This is a genomic window from Spirosoma spitsbergense DSM 19989 (assembly GCF_000374085.1).
GTDB classification, from domain to species: domain Bacteria; phylum Bacteroidota; class Bacteroidia; order Cytophagales; family Spirosomataceae; genus Spirosoma; species Spirosoma spitsbergense.
The window spans coordinates 106,830-127,307 of record NZ_KB893603.1 but is presented as its reverse complement, the minus strand read 5'-3'; the positions used below and the strand labels follow the sequence as shown (position 1 = coordinate 127,307).

Sequence of the window (20,478 nt, the reverse complement as noted above, 5' to 3'; positions counted from 1 at the left end):
AGCGACTGATTCAGTTGGTTTTCAATGGGTTGGAGATACTGACGGACTTTTTGGGTGATGAAGTCGGCAGCGGTTGCATTTGCGGTTGCATTTTTTGCTGCGGTATGGTTATTTTGTTCTTGTGCTTGGCACATAATAAGGCCTCCTTTCTGGCTTTGGCGTTGTGGTGATGCTCAAAGCTAAGAAAGGAGGCCCCTTGTTGTCAACCCCCTAAAATTCGGGATGACTCATGTTTCAACAGGAAAAAGCCGACAACGAGCAGGGAACCCTAATTTAAACACCAGGCTCCCCTGCTCATTCATGGAAAGAACAAGTCAGTTTACACTACTCAAGTACGTCTTGTTTCCGTTTTTGTTGATATAATACTTGCCACCACGCGGGCCAGTCATAACAGTTTCCCCGTTGGGGCCCTTCTTCGAGCGGTCAACCGGGGCCTTATAATCAGCAGGCGTGGCTTTTTCTTCCTTCATGACAGGCTTTGATGCCTTTGTCACTTTGGTCGTTTTTTCCATCATTGCCGACTTACTCATCTTATCGTCTTTCATCCCGGCATTATCGGCCATCTTATCCGCTTTTTTGGTCGCCTTATCCATTTTGGTACTGGTCGTTGCTGCGCCTTTGTCTGCGGCATTGGCCCCATCCTTCTTAGCCGCTTTTACGGCACGGGCAGCCGCCATCCGGTCATTCATCGCTGCTTTTTTGGCGGCATCGGTAGATGCATCGGCACTGGCTTTCACGTCGGCTTTGGTTGCTTTGGTAGCGTCCTTTGCCGCCTTCGTTTCGGCTTTTGCGGCTGCTTTAGCCGAAGCATTCTCTACTTTCAATTCTTTTTTAGCCTTGCCAGACGATGGTTTGGTTTCCTGAGCAACACCATCAACAGCCATGAACAGGCTGAGGGCAAGGCAACATACTAAAAGGGGCTTTTTCATTGTAACTAGATTAGGGGTGAAACTTAATTTAAATTGTTAGGAATTTGAGACGGAAAGGTGAGCAAAAAATCACACATTCGTCACCAAAAATGACTTAAATTCTGCTTAAATTTGATATGCTGGTAAGTAGCGAAGCGGCCATCACTGGCAGCCATTTAACGTGTGTCATCCGCCGTTATTCTTATCGACGCATACATTCTTCCGAACAACCTTGATGCTTAGTACCCAATCGACCCAGACACCCGCCGACTACCTTAAACGTTACTATGGCTACGACCGCTTCCGGCCCATGCAGGAAGCCATTATCCAGTCGATTCTGAGTGGGCGCGATACGGTAGTACTCATGCCCACGGGAGGGGGAAAATCGGTGTGCTTTCAGATACCGGCCCTCATGCTGCCCGGCCTGACGGTGGTGGTATCACCCCTGATTGCGCTGATGAAAGATCAGGTCAATGCGCTCCACATGAACGGTATTCAGGCGGCTTTTTACAACAGCACCCAAACCAGCCGCGAACAGCGTAACATTGAGGACGATTGCCTCAGTGGAAAACTTAAACTACTGTACGTTTCGCCCGAAAAGCTCCTGACGGAGTCCTTCATGGACTTCCTCAGGCGAACCACTATTTCTTTGTTTGCCATTGACGAAGCACACTGTATTTCCTCATGGGGGCACGATTTCCGGCCGGAATACACACAACTACACATCCTGAAAGAGCAGTTTCCAGCCATACCAACCATTGCACTGACGGCCACAGCCGATAAACTTACCCGACACGATATTGCCACCCGGCTCGGCATGATTGACCCGGCTATCTTTCTGGACTCGTTCAACCGGAAAAACCTGAGTTTGCAGGTGCTGCCGGGTCAGAACCGGATTCAGCAGATTCTTCGGCTGCTTCAGCAAAAACCCGATACGTCGGGCATTATCTACTGTCTGAGCCGGAAATCGACCGAGTCGCTGGCGGCCAAATTACAGGAGAAAGGGTTTAGCGCGGCTTTCTACCACGCCAAGATGGACCCCACCGACCGGGCTAAAACGCAGGAAGCCTTCCTGCGCGATGATGTCCGGATTATGTGCGCTACTATCGCCTTTGGGATGGGTATTGACAAATCCAACGTACGGTGGGTGATTCATTATAATATGCCCAAAAACATCGAGAGTTTCTATCAGGAAATTGGGCGGGCGGGGCGTGATGGAGCAGCCGCGCAAACGGTTTTGTTTTACAGTTTCGCCGATGTAGCTACGTATAAAGAGATGCTGGCCGAAAACAGTCCGGCTAACCTCGGCCTTCAGTTGGCCAAACTGGAACGGATGCAGCAGTACGCCGATGCGCACACTTGTCGCCGTCAGATTCTGCTTTCTTATTTCTCGGAAGAGTTGCCCGAGCCCTGCGGCAACTGCGACGTTTGCCGTGACCCCCGCATCACATTCGATGGTACGGTGCTGGCTCAGAAAGCCCTGTCGGCCATTGTACGCACGGGCGAGCGGGTACCGATGAACTTACTCATCGACATCCTGCGGGGGTCGCGCAGCCAGCAGGTTATTCAGGGCGGTTATGACCAGGTAAAAACCTACGGAGCCGGGCGGGATTTACGCTTTGAGGACTGGCGAAGTTACTTACACCAGCTAATTAATATTGGCGTCATTGAAATTGCCTACGACCAGCACTACGCCCTGCGCCGGGGTATTCTGGCCGACCAAGTGCTGTTTGGCGGAAAGACCATCAGCCTTGTCCGGCCCGACGATGCCCCCAAGCCAGTAGTCGAGAAAAAAAGGGTCAAAACCGAAACCCAGCGCGACGATTTGTTCGAGCGGCTACGGGTACTTCGCAAACAGGTGGCCGACGAGCAGAACGTACCCGCCTACGTTGTCTTTACCGACACAACCCTGGAGGACATGGCCCGTCAGCGGCCCACTACCCCCGATGCCCTACGTAATGTGAGCGGAGTGGGCGAACGCAAACTTCAGCTATTTGGCAGGCAATTTCTGGACGTAATTCTGGACTACGTTCGGGAGCGGGTTCAGTCGGGCGAGAAGCCCAAAGGCTCTACGCAGTTAATTACCCTGGATTTGTATAATACCGGGATGAACATGGAGGAGATTGCCACCGAACGACAGCTCACTACCGGCTCCGTAGCGAGCCATTTAGTACAGCTTTCCAGGTCAGGCTACAACATAGATTTATCCTCTCTCATCCCCCCTGCCGAACGGCAGGAAATTGAGCAGGCCATAGCTGTTGCAGGGCTTGAAGAAGGTCGTTTAAAGCCCCTATTCGACTATTTCGAGGGTAAATACGATTATGGCAAACTGACCCTGGTAATGGGGCTTTTACAAACATAAAATCCTATTTCACCCGGCACCGTTGGATAATTTTTAGAAGTTCATTTGGTATATACCAATTAATCTACTTAACTTGTCTTATCAAACTTGGACAAACCCGTTACGATAGTGCGGGTTTGTCTATGTTTATACCAGACAAAAAGACAGGTTATTTTGATAAAAGAAGTTAAACTATGCCTGCTTATGGCCGCTGTTTCGTCGGCCTCCGCAGCACCTGCTTTCGAAGCAGATACGAGTCGAATTGCTACTTATGAGAACCAACTGGATACGCCTAAACTATTAGTCGTTGATTCGACAAAGCGTATATTCCCCATTTACTTTTGTGGAGAAGAGGTACCGGTTAACGAGCCACGGGTTTCGCGCCGGTGGGTGCAAACACTGCGCACGTACGGTGCTGAGCAGGAATTTTTGATTGATCTTCGATCCCGGGCATCCGCGTTCTTTCGGATAATCGACCCTATTCTTCGTAAACATAAGATTCCCCGCGACTTTCGCTTTATGCCCCTGGCAGAAAGTGCGCTGGACAGCCGGAGTGTATCCTACAAAGGGGCTGCGGGCTACTGGCAAATTATGCCCGGCACAGCCCGCGATCTGGGTCTTATCGTAAACGGCGAGGTAGATGAGCGTTTCGATTTGGAAAAATCAACCGTAGCGGTTTGCCATCACCTGCACCAGTTATATGGGGAGTTAGGTTCCTGGACGCTGGTAGCGGCTGCTTATAACGGGGGCATCACGCACGTTATGAATAAAATGCAGCAACAGGGCCAGAGAAATTACTTTAAGCTGCGGCTGCACCGCGAAACAAGCCACTACCTGTTTCGAATTCTGGCCTTTAAGGAATTGCTATCTAACCCCCGGCAGTATGCACTGTTGCTCAGTGGCTCAACGATTGCCGAATTAACCAAGCCACTTCCTACCTGGAACAAACCGCTGGCTTTGCCTAAAAAAATCAAGGATTCACCAACGGTTGAACTGATAGACGAGGACTACAGTGCTCCTACCTGGGGACCAAGACCCAATACGGCACTAACCAAAACGCTGTCGGACTCGGAGCAACTGATTGCTCATGCTACTGCCACCCAAAAGACGCCCAATGCGCCTGTTTCTGATTTGGAGCAACAGGGTACGCACCTGCCTATCAAAAAATTAATGATGGGCCTGATGGTTCTTCGCTTTCGCAGACCTCGAATATTGCCCTGGAAAAAAGGGCGGGGCATCCGACCGCTTCACTTCTGGGATTGGCTCTAATTTCCTCATAACCAGCTAACCAGAGCGCTTTTCCTACCGTACGTCATGCTGGCGGTAGGGTTATTCCGGTACCGTTACTGCTTTTTCCGTATACGCCGAACAGGCTACTCTCACCGAGTAGCCTGTTCTCGTTATCTAGCTACCACATAATAAATAATAGTAACCCTATCATGTTACCGGACATTGCGAAGGAAGTCTAAGAATTTGAACCCATAGATGTTTTACTCCTTTATTCATGCATATAATAGCCTCACTTTCACTGACGGCTGGATTAATTGTGGCTGTAATATCGGCACCAAACGATCTGTTGCCTGCTTTGGCAGACAGGCCACTTATACCTAAAGTTGCACCGATCCCTACTGTCGGGCCGGGTCTGACCCGTCTGCTTCCGCCAGTTTATTTCTGTGGTGAATCGGTCCCCCTGCATGAAGAAGCAGTAGCCCGCCGTTTGGTGACAGCATTGGTCAGAAATACCACTCAGAATCAGGCCCTGTACCTGATTCGGCAACGGGCGGCAGTGTTTTTTCCTGTCATTGAGCCTATTCTGGCCCGCCACCACATACCGATGGATTTCAAGTATCTGCCTCTGGTCGAAAGTGCCCTTACAGGTATGGCGGTATCGCCAAAGGGAGCCGTTGGCTACTGGCAGTTTATGCCCGCTACTGCCCGTGAACTGGGCTTATCCATAGAGCCGGGTAATGACGAACGAAAAAATTTGATTAAATCCACCAATGCCGCCTGTCGGTATCTGCGGTGGCTTCATACGCAACTAGGCTCCTGGACCCTGGCTGCAGCGGCTTACAACAACGGTATTGGCGCATTGCTCTCTAATATTCGCCGACAGCAGCAACGCGACTACTATTACTTGCACCTGAACGCCGAAACAGGGAAGTACCTGTACCGAATTCTGGCGTTTAAAGAACTTTTCTCTAATTCTGGTGCTTACCAGCATCTTATTCCAGAACAGATGATGGCGTATCTGAGCGAGCCGCTTAACCCGGATGCTGAACCTGATGAGGGGCAAATGTTACTGCCAGAAGTTATACTGGATGAGGCAACTCAGGTAGCGGTCAACACAACGGCTGATGAGGTACTGAATCCGGTACCCGGACGACCAGAGGATATTCCGCTTCCCAATGCTGCTGACGTTTTTCGGGAGGGCATCAAGGCCCGGCTAACGGCAGCGGGTGATGTGCAACGCGGAAAAATCTGGGTATTTCACCTCACCCGAAATGGTATGGCCGATGGCAGAGAGGTGGAAGAAGGTGATATCCTTTACGCCGTTGTGGAAGATATCGACGCCAAAACGGGCAAAGTATACCTGCGTGCCGACAAGTTATATTCGACCAGCGAGAAATACACATACAACCTGTCATTATCGGCTATTGATGCTTCTACCGGGCGTATTGGTATTAAACTACCCGATGTTAATCAGGTGAAAGAAGGGTGGATTCTGACCTGGAAAGCCTTATGACCGAACTAAACCATGAGACCGGTTCGTTGTCCAACCGTCTGACCATCAATCCTAGTTTTGACTTTATCTCCAACGAGCACATCCTCACTAACGCTGATTCTTCTGCTACTTTTTGTTTCAGCCAGTGCCCAGAAAATAACCTCCGGGAAAAACAAGCCATTTCACCAGGCAGCTTACCAGTCCCGCGTATCGGCCGGACTAAACAGGTTGCATTTTTGCGGAGAAACCGTACCCACTGAGCAGGGCGATGTTTCGGCTAAACTGGCTTTTGCCCTGGCCAGTAACGCGGGCTACGCCCGGCACATAAATAGCCTGAAAAATCGCTCAGCCCCTTATTTCGCTATTGTTGAGCCTATTCTTCAAAAGCATTCCATTCCCAGCGATTTCAAGTATTTACCCCTCATTGAGAGCGACTGGCATGCTAATGCTATATCGTCGGCGGGCGCGGTTGGCTATTGGCAGTTTATGGATGAAACGGCGCAGGATATGGGACTTTCCATCACACCCGGGCACGATGAGCGAACGGATTTACGAAAGTCGACCGAAGCGGCCTGTACCTACCTGAAGTTTCTGTACCGAAAGCTGGGTTCCTGGACGCTGGTGGCGGCCGCTTATAACGGTGGTGTTGGTATGATACAGCGAAAAATCACAAAATCAGGTCAGCGAGATTATTACACAATGGCCATGAATACAGAAACGGGTCACTACCTCTACCGGATTCTGGCTATGAAAGAGCTATTTACCAACCCATCCTACGGCATTGGTTCGGTGGGTATTATGCTGGCTTCAGCCGGAAATGCCTACGAGAAAGAACGGGAACAGGCCCGCCAGATGGGGTGGCTTCAGGAAGACGAACCCGAACCAGAGGGAATACCGGTTGAATCGTTCTATGGCAACCCTGTACGGAAAGAATCCGTTGTAGTGGATAGTCTGTTGACGGAATTGCTGAAAAGCAAGCCCCGCAAACCAATGGTTTATGTGGGTGACGTGGCCACAAAACTGGTCAAAGCAGGTCCCTTAAAAGTGGGTAAAAGCTGGGCGTTTACCCTAACGGAAGATGTGCAGATTGGTGAAGATGCGCTAAAAATTGGCGATATCCTGTACGCTGTGGTGGATGATGTAGATGCCCGGGGAAATCTGTTTCTGCGGGCTACCAAAGCAATTCCAGCCGAAACCAAAAAACCTATTTCACTTACACTGCTCGCCATGAATCCAAGTACGGGCATGGCCGGTCTGATACCTCCGAAAAAGATTGAGCCTGGTTGGATTGTACAGTGGAAACTGTAAGCAAATTAACGCCACTGTTCCTTAAACCGTCATTATTGTAAGCAAACCTGCTCCCGCATTAATTGATGCTTACAGGGGAAATATAGCAATACGTTCATCAGTCTGTTACGGAAGTGGTGGCAGGAAGCCATACTTTTTGTAAATCGACTGGGCTGTCGGGCTTTTTAAGAAAGCAATAAAGTCGGCGGCAGCCTGCGCGTGGGGGGCATTTTTTAGTGCTCCTCCCTGATAATCAGCGTAGACATTCTCCTTCTCCGGAATATGAATTAGCTCGACAGGGTTATGCAGCATCTGCTGATAATAAGCCTCGGTGTACCAAACCGGCCCGGCATCGGATTCATTATATAAAATCCGCATGGGTGTCTGTCGATGGTGAATCTGCGTTAGAAACGTGCTTTTATCGGCTACCTTCCGGTTCATAATAGCCGACTTTAACTCATCACCCCCGGCTTTCACAAAGGCCTCTTCAATTCGGCCCCCAATCCCTTCCCAGGCAGGATTAGGCATACTCACCCGCACATCCGGTTTACTTAAATCCTTCAATCCCTTTATCTGCTTCGGATTTCCTTTTTGAACCATGATGGCCAGCTTGTTACGGGCGTAAGTAATGACCTCAACGAGTCGGTCGCGGTTTTCCTCCACGCGTTTTTTACCCGCCAGATACACATCAGGCTGGTGGTCGATGCGCAGATTTCCGATGCTAATCGAACCGGTCTTCATTTGCTGGGCCAGAATCCCCGGTGGCAACGTCTCGACAAAAATACGGGTATAGGCAGGATACTGTTTTTTGAAAGCAACCAGCAACTCATCCAGCACCATGAACTGGTTACCACCCATAAAAACGACCAGTTGCGGATTGACAATGTCACCATAGAGGTCGGGCACATTGTCGACGCGCGGCACCGTGAAGGCAACACCCGCCTGTGGGGGCGTATTCCAGGGTGGGTCGAACGGGTACGGATTACGGGTCGACTGAGCCAGTAACAGCGGTACGTTCAGGAAGAGCAGAACGACAAGCCATAGAGTCAATTTCACAACGGCGTCAGTTTAGGGGTGAATGATGGTCCATCCCTCCTGCCCCCGAATAATCAACTCACCATTACCACTGGGCACATACGACAGAAAAGGAAACAGTTCCTCTTTGGTAATCTTACGCTCACGCATGGTATTCTCGCACATAGCCAGTATTACACCCCGGTCCTGTAACTTTTTCAGCATTTCTTCATTACCGCTTTCCTTGCGAAACGCGGCCACACCAGCCCCATGCACTACCAGTTCCAGCTCCAGTTTACCCTTTAGCCGGGGGTCGTCAAGGGCGTTCTGAATGTTACGTAATGTCCCCTTTATTTTATTTTCCTCGTCGGTATCAAGTTGGTAGGCAGCCCGATAGTGTGCTTTGGTGGCGCTGGCTCCATGAAAGCTGGCAGGGTCAATTTTCTGGGCCATGGCCGGCAGCGTTAGACCGATAAATACGGTCATGAGCAATGTTTGCAGTGGTTTCATATAATTGGTTTTCAAGGTAAACGTGATGGGTACAGCCATGAGAGGTCGGGTTAACGGTAATAATTCCCGTAAAACGAGTCTGGAAAGGTAACAAACAGTAAGTCGATTGGTTTAAACGCTGATAGAGTCAATTTATCGACTACCAGATATACGAAAGGCCATACGCTTTATTTTGCCAGGGCCTTTTTATAGGTGTCAATAGCCCGTTGTCGGGCCATCGTGTGTTCAACCATCGGTTCGGGATAATTAGCCTTTCCCAGTTCCGGTACCCACTCCTGCACGTACTTATCGTCTGGGTCAAACTTTTTCGCTTGCAAAGTAGGGTTGAAGACCCGGAAATAGGGGGCGGCATCAGTGCCCGACCCGGCTGCCCACTGCCAGCCACCATTATTGGCCGACAGGTCGTAATCCCGAAGTTTTTTGCCGAAGTAAGCCTCGCCCCACCGCCAGTCGATTAGCAGGTGTTTGCACAGGAAGCTAGCCGTAATCATCCGAACGCGGTTGTGCATCCAGCCTATTGTATTGAGCTGACGCATACCCGCATCGACAATAGGGTAACCCGTTTCGCCCCGACACCACTTGTCGAATTCATCTTCATTATTTCGCCATGCAATCTCGTCATACTGCCGCCGGAAGGAGTTTTTCTCTACGTGCGGAAAATGGTCGAGCACCTGAAAATAAAAGTCCCGCCAGCACAGTTCGTTCAGAAACGTTTTGTCCTTGGCTTCTTTTGCCTGTCGGGCCAAGTCACGAATGCTGATGGCACCAAAACGCAGGTGCATACTCAGCTCGCTCGTACTTTTCGGCAACGCCGGAAAATCGCGGGTTTTAGCATAGTTATCAAGCAATTTATCAGGAACCGTACGGGGCGGAAACGGCTCTCCCACCGGCTGAAAACTCATGTCCTTTAGTGTAGGAACCGGTGTCGGTTTCGTTTGCCAGAGCTGGCCGAAATAGTCGTTTGTCGGGTAGGATTTAAGATAAAACGAGTCCAGCTTATCGTGCCATTTGCGGCTGTACGGCGTGAAAACGGTATACGGCGTTTTTTTGCCGGTCAGGATTTCATCCCGGTCAAAGATTGTCTGGTCTTTACTGGACTGAAAACCAATACCGTATTCTTTCAACAAATCGCCAACGGCTTCATCGCGCTCTTTGGCGTACACTTCGTAGTCGTAATTGGCAAATACTTCCCCGACGGAATATTGCCCGATCAGTTCTTTCCAAACTTCCACCGGATAGCCATACCGTACGATAATGGTGGAACCCATTTTGGCCAGTTCGTCGTGCAGACGACTTATTTCCTGCACCAGAAACTCAACCCGCCGGTCAAGACGGTCATCAAGGTCATCGAGAATGGTACGGTCGAAAATAAAAACGGCCAGTACAGGCCGCCCACTTTTAAGGGCACAATACAAAGCGGCATTATCGTGCAGTCGTAAATCACGACGGAGCCACACAAGTGACAGGGGTTCCTTCATACAGATACTATTTTTTTTCTAACCAGCCATTAACAGGAAATGTTAAGCAAAACGGTATGCTCTATTTTCCAATAAAAAAGCGTGTAACTAACTCAATAAGTTAACTACACGCTAAAAAATCTACGTGGGCGCTGCTTATACCAGCTTATGCTTCATTAAGTATTCGGCAATTTGCACGGCGTTGGTAGCCGCTCCTTTGCGGAGGTTGTCGGCCACAATCCACATGTTCAGCGTTTTTGGCTGGCTTTCGTCGCGACGGATACGGCCTACAAAAACTTCGTCTTTACCATGAGCCGTTAGTGGCATCGGATAAATTTTATTGGCAGGGTCGTCCTGCACAATGACGCCTTCGGCTTTACTCAGCAAATCAACGATATCCGTTAACTCGAACTCGTTTTCAAACTCGATGTTAACGGCTTCCGAATGGCCGCCGATGGTGGGAATACGGACCGTAGTAGCCGTTACCTGAATCGAATCGTCGCCCATTATCTTCTTCGTTTCGTTCACCATCTTCATCTCCTCTTTCGTATAACCGTTATCAAGGAAAACATCGATGTGAGGCAGCACGTTGAGATCGATGGGGTGCGGATACACTTTTGGCACATCAGTTTTACCGGCACGTTCGGCAAAAAGCTGGTCGACAGCGGCCTTACCCGTTCCCGTAACCGACTGATACGTCGACACCACCACACGTTTGATCTTGTATTTGTCGTGCAGGGGTTTCAGAGCGACGACCATCTGAATGGTCGAGCAGTTGGGGTTGGCAATGATCTTGTCTTCGGGCGTCAGCGTGTTGGCATTGATTTCAGGAACAACCAGTTTTTTGGTTGGGTCCATCCGCCAGGCCGATGAGTTATCGACCACTGTGATGCCCGCTTCGGCGAACTTAGGGGCCAGTTCCAGTGAGGTACCTCCCCCGGCCGAAAAAATCGCAATAGCTGGTTTGGCAGCAATGGCATCCTCAAAGCTTACGACCGAGTACGACTTACCCTTGAACGCAACCTGTTTACCAACCGACCGTTCGGAAGCAACGGGGATGAGTTCGGACACGGGGAAGTTTCGTTCTTCCAGCACTTTCAGGATTTCACTACCGACCAGGCCGGTAGCCCCAACAACGGCAATTTTCATAATTTTTACGCACAATTGTTTTAGAAATTGCCCGCTCCGGCGGACCGGCGCAAAATTACGCCAAAAGTTTAACGTACAGCCAGCATGTTTTAAAAAAGTCAGGACCGGCCTACCAGACCAACACCCCAATGACCGATGACGGGGCAAGTCCGCCTTTACTCTCTCATCCCTATCAGATTCAGCATAAACGCGTATTCCAGGGCAATTTCCTTTAGGGCCTGAAAACGACCCGAAGCCCCACCGTGCCCCGCTTCCATGTTGGTGTGCAGCAGCAACTGCGTTTCCTCGCCGGGCTTAGTATTCGTTTTCATGACGCGGAGTTTAGCTACCCACTTGGCAGGTTCCCAATACTGTACCTGCGAATCGTGCAGGCCCGTGGTTACCAGCAGATTCGGGTAGGCTTGTTGCTTCACGTTGTCGTAGGGCGAGTACGATAGCATGTAATCGTAATACTCCTTGTTTTTTGGGTTCCCCCACTCCTCAAATTCGCCGGTAGTGAGCGGAATCGTTTCGTCGAGCATGGTCGTTACTACATCCACAAAGGGTACAGCCGCCACCACACCCCGGTATAGTTGCGGAGCCTGATTAATAACCGCGCCCATGAGCAGGCCACCCGCACTGCCGCCCATGGCGAACAGTTTGTCGGCACTCGTATACTTGTTTTTAATCAGGTATTCCGATACGTCAACGAAGTCATTGAAGGTGTTTTTCTTCTTTAGCATCTTCCCGTCTTCATACCACCGGCGGCCCATTTCCTGACCACCCCGGATGTGGGCGATGGCGAAGATAAAGCCCCGGTCGAGCAGACTCAGGCGGGTTGAACTGAAGCCGGGGTCCATGGAGTAGCCGTAGGAGCCATACGCGTATTGCAGCAACGGAGCCGCACCATCTTTTTTCGTACCTTTTCGATACACCAGTGAAACGGGTACCTGCACGCCATCACGCGCAGTAGCGTACACCCGCTCCGACACGTAATTATCTTTATCGAAGCCGCCCAGCACGTCCTGCTGTTTTTTCAGCGTTTTCTCCTTCGTGTCCATATTGTAGTCGAAGGTGGAGTTGGGCGTGGTGAGCGATGAATAACTATAACGCAGGATGTTGGTGTTGAAATCAGGATTGTAGGCAATACCAGCCACGTAGGCTGGTTCACCAAAATTGAGGTATTCATCGGCTTTCGTCTTCTGGTTGATAACCCGAATATTCGTCAGGCCCGCTTTGCGTTCGCCCAGAACCAGGTGGTTGACGAACACGTCCATATTAGCCAGATATACATCGGGGCGGTGTGCAATGACCTCTTTCCAGGCGGTTCGGTCGGTGGTTTTACCTTCGGGCACTTCCATGAGCCGGAAGTTTTCGGCTTTCCAGTTGGTGCGGACGTAAAACTTGTCTTTGTAATGGACAATATCATATTCGTGCCCCTTTTCACGGGGTAGGAACGTCACGAACGAACTCGTAGGTTTACTGGCTTCCAGCAGTTGATACTCGGTCGATACGCCGTTATGATCGGAGCTGATTTCGATGTATTTTTTTGATTTGGACCGGCTAAGGCCCATGTAAAACTGATTGTCTTTTTCTTCATACACCAGTACATCGGCTTTGGGGTCGGTACCCAGTACGTGCCGATAAACCTGATAACCCAACAGGGTTTGCGGGTCTTTTTTGACGTAAAAGAGCGTTTTATTATCCGTTGCCCAGGCAAAACTACCCGCTTCGGTATTGGGAATGATTTCGGGGTAAATTTTGCCGGTCTTCAGGTTTTTCACTCGCAGGGAGTACAACCGCCGACTAACGGTATCCTCCGCAAAAATGGCCAGCTCATCATTGTCTGATACTTCATAGCCGCCAAGCTGGTAATAATTATGTCCTTTCGCCAGTTTGTTCCCATCGAACATGATTTCTTCGGCACCTTGCAGCGAGCCTTTTTTGCGACAGTACAGCGGATATTCACCTCCGGTAACATAGCGAGTGTAATAAAAGTAGCCTCCTTCTTTGTACGGAACCGACTCGTCCTGCTGCTTGATACGCCCTTTCATTTCCTCAAACAATTTCGTTTGCAGGTCTTTGACGGGAGCCAGTACCTGTTCGAGGTACGCGTTTTCGGCGTTCAGGTAGCTGATTACCTCCGGGTTCTCGCGTTCGTTGAGGTAGTAGTAATTATCGATCCGTTTGCTGCCGTTGGTGATGAGTTCTTTAGCCTTGATAGCTGCTTTTGGTGCTGATGGAGTTTGTGCCTGAGTCATGCTGTAGAGCGTGAGCGTTGTGAGTATCGTTAAACAAATCAGTTTCATGATGAAGTCCGGCTCGTTTCTTTCCGAAAAATTTCTGTAAAAGTAACCCTTATTTACACGTATCGGTAGTGCAAAAAACGATAGAACTCTACGACCTTTGCCCTCACGCTACCTTGTTTCGTACTTAAAATCATGCCTGAACTCGTCGTTGCTCACTATACCGAAAACCTGAACTGGCTGGGAAACCTGCCCGCCGGATTAGCAATTACGGTTTACACTAAAGGGGTTGATGAACAACATGCTCATAAAACCACGCCCCTACCCAATATAGGCCGCGAAGCACATACGTATCTGCACCACATCATTGACCGGTACGATTCGCTGGCCGAATGGACCATCTTTTGCCAGGGAAAACCCTTCGACCACGCCTATGATTTCAAGAAAACTCTGCGCGAATTTGTGACTGATCCTGACACGATCAGCCCAACGGGTTTCCGCTGGCTCGGTCACTTGATCGATACCGATGATAAACAGGGAAATCGCCTTTTCCGGCCGTGGAGCAAGAACGAAGATGGCAGGGGGCTTGACTTGAACGGATTTCACCTGGCCCTTTTCGGAGCGGATGGACCTGATCAGTACACGTTTGTGCTGGGGGCTCAATTTGCAGTGCAGCGTAGCGTTATTTTACGACAGCCCGTTTCATTTTACGAACGGGCACTGGCAGTAGCTATTGCATTCCCTGACGCAGCCCATTGCTACGAGCGTAGTTGGGACCGGGTTTTCAACGTCGTCGGCATTGACCCGGACTGGCTCGCCGGTCGACAAACGGTTTACCTGAAACCAATGAAACATCAGCAAACCAGGTCGCTTATTTATGACCAGGCAAGGTGACTTAATGGTCCACTCAATCCAATTGACCGGATAGAGCGTAATTGAGTTATTACCGTTAAATAAATCCTGTTTGTATCGACGGATTAGGTTGTACTCTACTAATGTTATACCCCTGTTTGTTACATTCAAAAGGAGTGGCACAATTCCGGGGAAAAGAGTGGCCGAAGCGAACCCTTTTGAGAAATATGCGGTCTTACTGTCTGGTATTCAAAAACAAATACGCTTTTTCGTATCTTTAATCAATAACATCTACCATTACTTATTCATGGCCCGGAGATTCTACGTGCCCCCATTACGGCTCGTTCTGTTCTGTATTGGTACCGCTGGTACGCTAACCGTGCTGACTGGCTATTACCCCGAAAAAGACTCTTTTCGGAAGGTTTTTATCCGTATCGACAAGGAAGTAAGCGAACATAGCCGTGCGTACGAAACGCTGGCTGAAGCCTCAAATCAGGTAGGCCATCGATTAACAGGTAGTCCGAATGGGACTCGTGCCGAAACGTATGCCTTCGATTTATTATCCTCATATGGATATGGCTCTAAAGATGTTCGTTACCAGCCGTTTGAGGTAGAAGCATGGATGCGGGATACGGTTACGTTATCAATCGTACCGGAAAAGAGTGATAATTTCCGGGATGTACCGGTAGTAGCGCTGGCACACTCGCCAACAGAAGCCCACATTCGGGGCGAAATTCTGGATATTGGCAATGGGCTGGAAGGAGATTTTGCAGCCCTTCGGGATAAGATAAAAGGGAAAGTAGCCCTGGTCAATATTGGTTTGGCAGCTCCTACGAAAGGTGCCCGTAATCTGCACCGCTCCGAGAAAACGGCCCTGGCTATCCAATACGGTGCTTCGGGCGTGATTATGGTCAATCTGGTCCCAGGCAATGTGCTACTCACCGGAACGGCTTCGGTAACGGGTCAACTTATTCCTATTCCCTCCGTTTGTATTTCCCTCGAAAGTGGTGAGGCTCTCCGGTCGTGGATGCAGGAAGAACATGGCCGGTTACAGGCCATGATTGATATGACCAATACGAGCCGTAAAATACGCGCCCGTAATGTGATAGCCACCCTCAAAGGCTCTACCTATCCCAACGAAAAAATTATTGTCGGCGGCCATCTAGACTCCTGGGATTTAGCAACCGGAGCTATTGACAACGGCATCGGTTCCTTTGCCGTCATGGATATTGCCCGCACGTTTAAAGCCTTGAAACTGAAACCAAAGCGCACGGTTGAATTCGTTCTTTTCATGGGCGAAGAGCAGGGCCTGTTAGGCTCTAAGGCACTGGTCGACAAATTAAAAAAGACCGGGCAGATTGACCAGGTAAAGTACATGCTGAACCTGGACATGACCAATGACCCAACGGGTTTGAATGCTTTTGGGCATTCCGATATGCTGCCGTTTCTGAACGCCGTTGGCGAAACGATGAAGGCCGTTGAACCAGCCTTTGCCAACGAAATGCGCAATCAGGCTGGATTGCACTCCGACCATCAACCCTTTATGCTACAGGGGGTGCCCGTAGTGGGCATGAACGGTCACCTTGATAAAGAAGTACTCGATTGCTACCACGCCAATTGTGACCGGATAAACCTCGTCAATGCCGAGCAGCTAAAAAACACCGTTCGGTACTCTACCATGCTACTCTACGCCCTCGCCAGTGCTGATGCTATTCCGGCCAAACGGCAAACCGATACCCAGACCCGCGATTATCTGGTAACACAGGGACTCCGTACACCTTTGCAGATTGCCAATGAGTGGCGGTGGAAAGAGTAATTTTTTTTGTTAAAGTTTTACTTTAACAACCGCCGGGCAAAAGGATGTTTTTGTTACTTTGTAATCCTATCACATCCTGCCCCAACAATGGCTAAAAATACATTTCGGAAACCAGAGCGGGTCGTTCCAGAACGGGTTATTAAACGAAAGAGAGAACGCCGGCGATTACGCCTGGCTGCGTGGCTCAACGACCTTATTCCGCTCGATCGGCTTTTTGGTGAAGATAACGCCTGGCCTATTCATCACATCGACCGTATTTTATGGGTCACCTTCCTGCTCATCCTGTACATTGGCCTGAATCATAACGCAGAGCGGTTGTTTCGGCGCATTCTGCGCACCAAAGCGCAGGTTAGCGAACTTCGTTCGCAGGCCACTGTATTACAGGCAGATTTCGATAAAAGCGGCAAGCAATCCGAGATTAGCCGACGCGTAGCCCCGTTGGGCCTTTCTGATAGCCAGACCCCACCCTATAAAATTGTTGTCAAGTCCCATGAAGAGCAATAATAATAATATCAAGCAGGACATTATTCAGCGGGCCGACCACATATTCTATCTGGTAATTATCCTTGCTGTCAGCGTGATGATCCGGCTCGTTTATCTACAATATTTCCATAAGGATGTAAAGGGTAAATTCTGGCGGGAACGCGTCGCGGCTACCCTCATTCAGCGGGATACGATTCGGGCCATGCGGGGAAATATCTACGCCAATGACGGACGGTTGCTGGCTACATCGTTGCCGACCTACGTAGTGGGCATTGACCCCACCGTGGCCAAACCGGCTTACTTCAAAGATAAGGTAGACTCTCTCGCCCAAACGCTCGCCCGGATTTACCGGGACCGTTCCGCCCGGGATTACGCTGGTGTTATCAGGGATGCCCGCAATCACAAACGACGCTACGTTTTGCTAAACCACCGGCGAATCACGTTTCAGGAGCGAAAGATTTTACTCAAAGCCCCGTTCTTTCGGTCAACACCGAAGATAAATGCCCGGGGCGGGGTACTGCGCGCCTACTACGAGCGCTATCACCCGTTCAATCGAATGGCCGAACGCACCATCGGTAATCTCGATGCCAAGACAGGACGTGGTCTGATTGGCCTGGAAGCCTCTTTCCAGCCCGAGCTGGCGGGTAGAAACGCGGTTGGCCTGGTAGAAGTTCTGGCGGGGGGCGTTCGTAAACCTGTTAATGACGGCCCTGATATGAAGCCCGAACCAGGCATGGACCTGTACACAACGATTGATGTCAACTATCAGGATATAGCCGAATCGGCCCTGCACGAAACACTGGAGAAGTACAAGGCGGCCAAAGGCTCCGTTATCGTGATGGAAGTGGCAACCGGCGAAATCCGGGCGATGGCTAACCTCACCCGTACCAAGAGTGGAAACTACGTGGAAAATTTCAATCATGCTCTGGCCGGAAGCAATGACCCTGGCTCGACTTTTAAACTGGCTACGATGATGGCTTTGATGGAAGAGAAAGCTATTTCCCTGAATCAGATGGTTCAGACAGGCACCCACGCTGTTCGGTACAATGGCATTTGGATAACCGATTCCAACGGGGGCGGCTCAGGCTCACTCACCGCTCGTGAGGTCTTCGAGAAATCCTCGAACATAGGCACCCATTTACTGATGCGCAGCTATTTCTACAAACGGCCTGAATTATATTGTCAATACTTGAGCCGGTTTCATCTGACCCAGCCCACCGGTATTCACATGAAAGGTGAAGCAATACCCGTTGTCCGTAATCCCGATATGAAAGGATGGAGCCGGGCATCCATTACCTCCATGTCCTATGGCTACGAAATGCAGCTAACGCCCTTACAGATGCTCACGTTCTACAATGCCGTAGCGAATAACGGCTATTGGGTTCGCCCGTTGCTGGTGAAGCAAATCAAGCTGGCCGACGAACTGGTTGAGGAAAACAAACCGTACGTATCCCCCTCGCCTTTTTGCTCGAAAGAAACCATTCGGAAAGCCCACGAACTACTGAGAGGTGTGGTAGCCCACGGAACGGCTAAACACATCGACAACCCTTATTACGAGATTGCCGGAAAAACGGGTACAGCCCAGAAAATAATTAATGGTCTTTACCAGCCCGGTCGGTATTACACGTCCTTCATTGGGTATTTCCCAGCCAATAAGCCCAAATACAGCATGATTGTCGTTGTGGATAACCCTCATCAGGGAGAAAACGGGGGCAGCCTGTATGCCGGCGCCGTATCGGCCCCCGTATTCAAGGCAGTAGCCGACCGAATCGTGGCGTATGATTTTCGGATGCACGCCCCGATGAAAGCCAGCAATGCACAGCCACAGTCCACAACAAATATGGTAGCGGGCTATGCCGACGATCTGCACACTATTAGTTCAACCTTAAGTATCAAAAGCGAACCGGCTATTGAAGGATGGGTTGAAGCAACACCCGATGGACGCTGGAAGTCGCGCCCAACCCGGCCTGACCAGGTTCCCGATGTGCGGGGTCTCAGCCTGCGCGACGCCCTGTTTCTACTCGAAAATCGTGGCTTTCGGGTGCAGGTAGAAGGAAAGGGTAAAGTAAAGCAGCAATCCATAGATCCGGGAATCGAAATCGCTAAAACAATGGGAAAGCTGATTACGCTGCGGTTGGGGTAAACAGAGGCCGTAAAATTAGGTAGTCCGCTATTCTACCCGTTTTTTTGCAGATGACAAACGAACGGGTAGTTTGTTCCAACTGTATGCTGCTCAAAAATCTTCTTTATAAAATTCCACTGCTGGCTACTTCCGGCAACATGGATGCCGAGATAACCAGTATCACAATGGACTCGCGCCGGGTTGGCCCCGGCTGTTTGTTCATTGCCCTGCGTGGCACCGTTACGGATGGTCATACCTTCATCAGTACGGCGGTGAGCCAGGGCGCATCGGCCATCCTCTGCGAAGAACTACCAGCCAGTATGTTGCCCGGTGTGGCATATGTACGGGTGCAGGACGCTGCCCGAAGCATGGGTCTACTGGCTGATAATTTCTACGAACACCCATCCCGTAAACTCAAGCTGATTGGCATTACGGGCACCAATGGCAAAACATCCGTTGCTACGTTGCTCTTTCGTTTATTTCGGGCACTGGGCTACCGGTGCGGGTTGCTATCGACGGTTCAGAACCAGATTGATGATAAAGTTCTGCCTGCCACGCATACCACACCCGACTCTATTACCATCAATCAACTACTAACCCAAATGCTGGCGCATGGCTGTACGCACGTGTTTATGGAAGTTAGTTCCCATGCCATGGTGCAGGAACGGGTTGCGGGCTTAACGTTTACCGGAGGTATTTTCACGAACATCACCCACGATCATCTTGATTTTCACGGTACGTTCGATAATTACATCGGGGCAAAAAAAAGCTTCTTCGATCAACTCCCCAATACCGCTTTCGCGCTAACCAACGTAGACGATAAACGGGGACTGGTTATGCTCCAGAACACAAATGCCCGCAAGGAAACCTATTCACTCCAGACGCTGGCCAGCTTCAAAGGGAAAGTCCTGGCCGATAGTTTATTCGGCTTGCAGATGCTGGTAGATGACCGGGAAGTGTGGTTTAAATTGATTGGTCGTTTCAATGGGTATAACTTGCTGAGCGCATACGGTGCCGCCCTTTTGCTTGGCGAAGATCCAACCGACGTGTTAACGTTGCTTTCGGGCATTTCTCCCCCACAAGGCCGCTTTGAGCAAATTATATCATCCGATAAAATTGTGGGGATTGTGGACTATGCTCATACGCCTGACGCGCTGCAAAATGTGCTCGAAACAATCAACGAGTTACGGCAGGATAACGATCAGGGCCGCCTGCCGCAAATCATCACGATTGTAGGGTGCGGGGGGAATCGCGATGCAGCCAAACGGCCCATTATGGCTGAAATAGCCTGTCGCTACAGCAACCGCGTCATTCTAACCTCCGACAATCCACGTAACGAAAACCCAATGGCTATTCTGGAACAGATGCAGGCCGGCGTTCCACCCGTCGATGTCAAAAAAACCGTTACCATCGAAGACCGGTATGAAGCCATCCGGCAGGCCGTTTCGTTGGCCCATCCGCACGACATTATTCTGGTGGCTGGTAAAGGACACGAAACCTATCAGGAAATCAGCGGGGTAAAATACGCGTTCGATGACCGGCTTGTGTTACGGGATTCTTTCGCAGAACGCGGAAATCAATAACTTTGGCCC

General features: G+C 50.2%; 15 protein-coding genes. 9 read left to right on the top strand and 6 right to left on the bottom strand.

Annotation, left to right across the window (positions count from 1 at the left end; genetic code table 11):
- Positions 1–314 precede the first annotated feature (314 nt).
- Complete coding sequence (locus B157_RS0131205) at positions 315–929, bottom strand: hypothetical protein (protein WP_020607229.1); 615 nt, start codon at positions 927–929, stop codon at positions 315–317.
- Positions 930–1,143: 214 nt separating this feature from the next.
- Here B157_RS0131205 and recQ point away from each other — a divergent pair, with 214 nt between their 5' ends.
- From recQ to B157_RS0131185, 4 genes are all read left to right on the top strand, one after another.
- Positions 1,144–3,270 carry a DNA helicase RecQ gene (gene recQ / locus B157_RS0131200; protein WP_020607228.1) on the top strand — a complete coding sequence of 709 codons (2,127 nt, stop codon included), beginning with the start codon at positions 1,144–1,146 and terminating at the stop codon, positions 3,268–3,270.
- Between the two features lie 183 nt (positions 3,271–3,453).
- On the top strand, positions 3,454–4,518 hold the full coding sequence (locus B157_RS0131195) for a lytic transglycosylase domain-containing protein (RefSeq protein WP_020607227.1): 1,065 nt from the start codon (positions 3,454–3,456) through the stop codon (positions 4,516–4,518).
- A gap of 235 nt (positions 4,519–4,753) precedes the next feature.
- The gene (locus B157_RS0131190; protein WP_020607226.1) at positions 4,754–5,992 is read left to right on the top strand and encodes a lytic transglycosylase domain-containing protein; all 1,239 of its coding nucleotides are present in this window, start codon (positions 4,754–4,756) and stop codon (positions 5,990–5,992) included.
- Between the two features lie 57 nt (positions 5,993–6,049).
- Complete coding sequence (locus B157_RS0131185; protein WP_020607225.1) at positions 6,050–7,279, top strand: lytic transglycosylase domain-containing protein; 1,230 nt, start codon at positions 6,050–6,052, stop codon at positions 7,277–7,279.
- Between the two features lie 105 nt (positions 7,280–7,384).
- Here B157_RS0131185 and B157_RS0131180 read toward each other — a convergent pair whose 3' ends face one another.
- The 5 genes from B157_RS0131180 to B157_RS0131160 all read right to left on the bottom strand — a co-directional run bounded on the left by B157_RS0131180 (position 7,385) and on the right by B157_RS0131160 (position 13,676).
- The gene (locus tag B157_RS0131180) at positions 7,385–8,314 is read right to left on the bottom strand and encodes a molybdate ABC transporter substrate-binding protein (protein WP_020607224.1); all 930 of its coding nucleotides are present in this window, start codon (positions 8,312–8,314) and stop codon (positions 7,385–7,387) included.
- Between the two features lie 12 nt (positions 8,315–8,326).
- Complete coding sequence (locus B157_RS0131175) at positions 8,327–8,782, bottom strand: DsrE family protein (RefSeq protein WP_026309087.1); 456 nt, start codon at positions 8,780–8,782, stop codon at positions 8,327–8,329.
- A gap of 167 nt (positions 8,783–8,949) precedes the next feature.
- Positions 8,950–10,260, bottom strand: a complete 1,311-nt coding sequence (locus B157_RS0131170) for a cryptochrome/photolyase family protein (protein ID WP_020607222.1) — start codon at positions 10,258–10,260, stop codon at positions 8,950–8,952.
- A 135-nt stretch (positions 10,261–10,395) separates the two neighbouring features.
- Entirely contained in the window at positions 10,396–11,388 is a 993-nt protein-coding gene (locus B157_RS0131165; protein ID WP_020607221.1) for an aspartate-semialdehyde dehydrogenase, read from the bottom strand.
- A gap of 155 nt (positions 11,389–11,543) precedes the next feature.
- The gene (locus tag B157_RS0131160; protein ID WP_020607220.1) at positions 11,544–13,676 is read right to left on the bottom strand and encodes a S9 family peptidase; all 2,133 of its coding nucleotides are present in this window, start codon (positions 13,674–13,676) and stop codon (positions 11,544–11,546) included.
- A 132-nt stretch (positions 13,677–13,808) separates the two neighbouring features.
- On the opposite strand from B157_RS0131160, the gene B157_RS0131155 reads away from it, so the two are divergent.
- The 5 genes from B157_RS0131155 (at position 13,809) to B157_RS0131135 (ending at position 20,469) form a co-directional block, all read left to right on the top strand.
- Complete coding sequence (locus B157_RS0131155) at positions 13,809–14,507, top strand: DUF3431 domain-containing protein (RefSeq protein ID WP_020607219.1); 699 nt, start codon at positions 13,809–13,811, stop codon at positions 14,505–14,507.
- Positions 14,508–14,772: 265 nt separating this feature from the next.
- Positions 14,773–16,281, top strand: a complete 1,509-nt coding sequence (locus B157_RS0131150; protein WP_026309086.1) for a M20/M25/M40 family metallo-hydrolase — start codon at positions 14,773–14,775, stop codon at positions 16,279–16,281.
- An 87-nt stretch (positions 16,282–16,368) separates the two neighbouring features.
- Positions 16,369–16,785, top strand: coding sequence for an FtsL-like putative cell division protein (locus tag B157_RS0131145; protein WP_020607217.1), 417 nt, complete (start codon positions 16,369–16,371; stop codon positions 16,783–16,785).
- On the top strand, positions 16,772–18,907 hold the full coding sequence (locus B157_RS0131140) for a penicillin-binding protein (RefSeq protein ID WP_020607216.1): 2,136 nt from the start codon (positions 16,772–16,774) through the stop codon (positions 18,905–18,907). Before B157_RS0131145 ends, B157_RS0131140 begins: the two co-directional genes overlap by 14 nt.
- An 83-nt stretch (positions 18,908–18,990) precedes the next feature.
- Positions 18,991–20,469 carry a UDP-N-acetylmuramoyl-L-alanyl-D-glutamate--2,6-diaminopimelate ligase gene (locus tag B157_RS0131135; protein WP_020607215.1) on the top strand — a complete coding sequence of 493 codons (1,479 nt, stop codon included), beginning with the start codon at positions 18,991–18,993 and terminating at the stop codon, positions 20,467–20,469.
- The last annotated feature ends 9 nt before the right edge of the window (positions 20,470–20,478 follow it).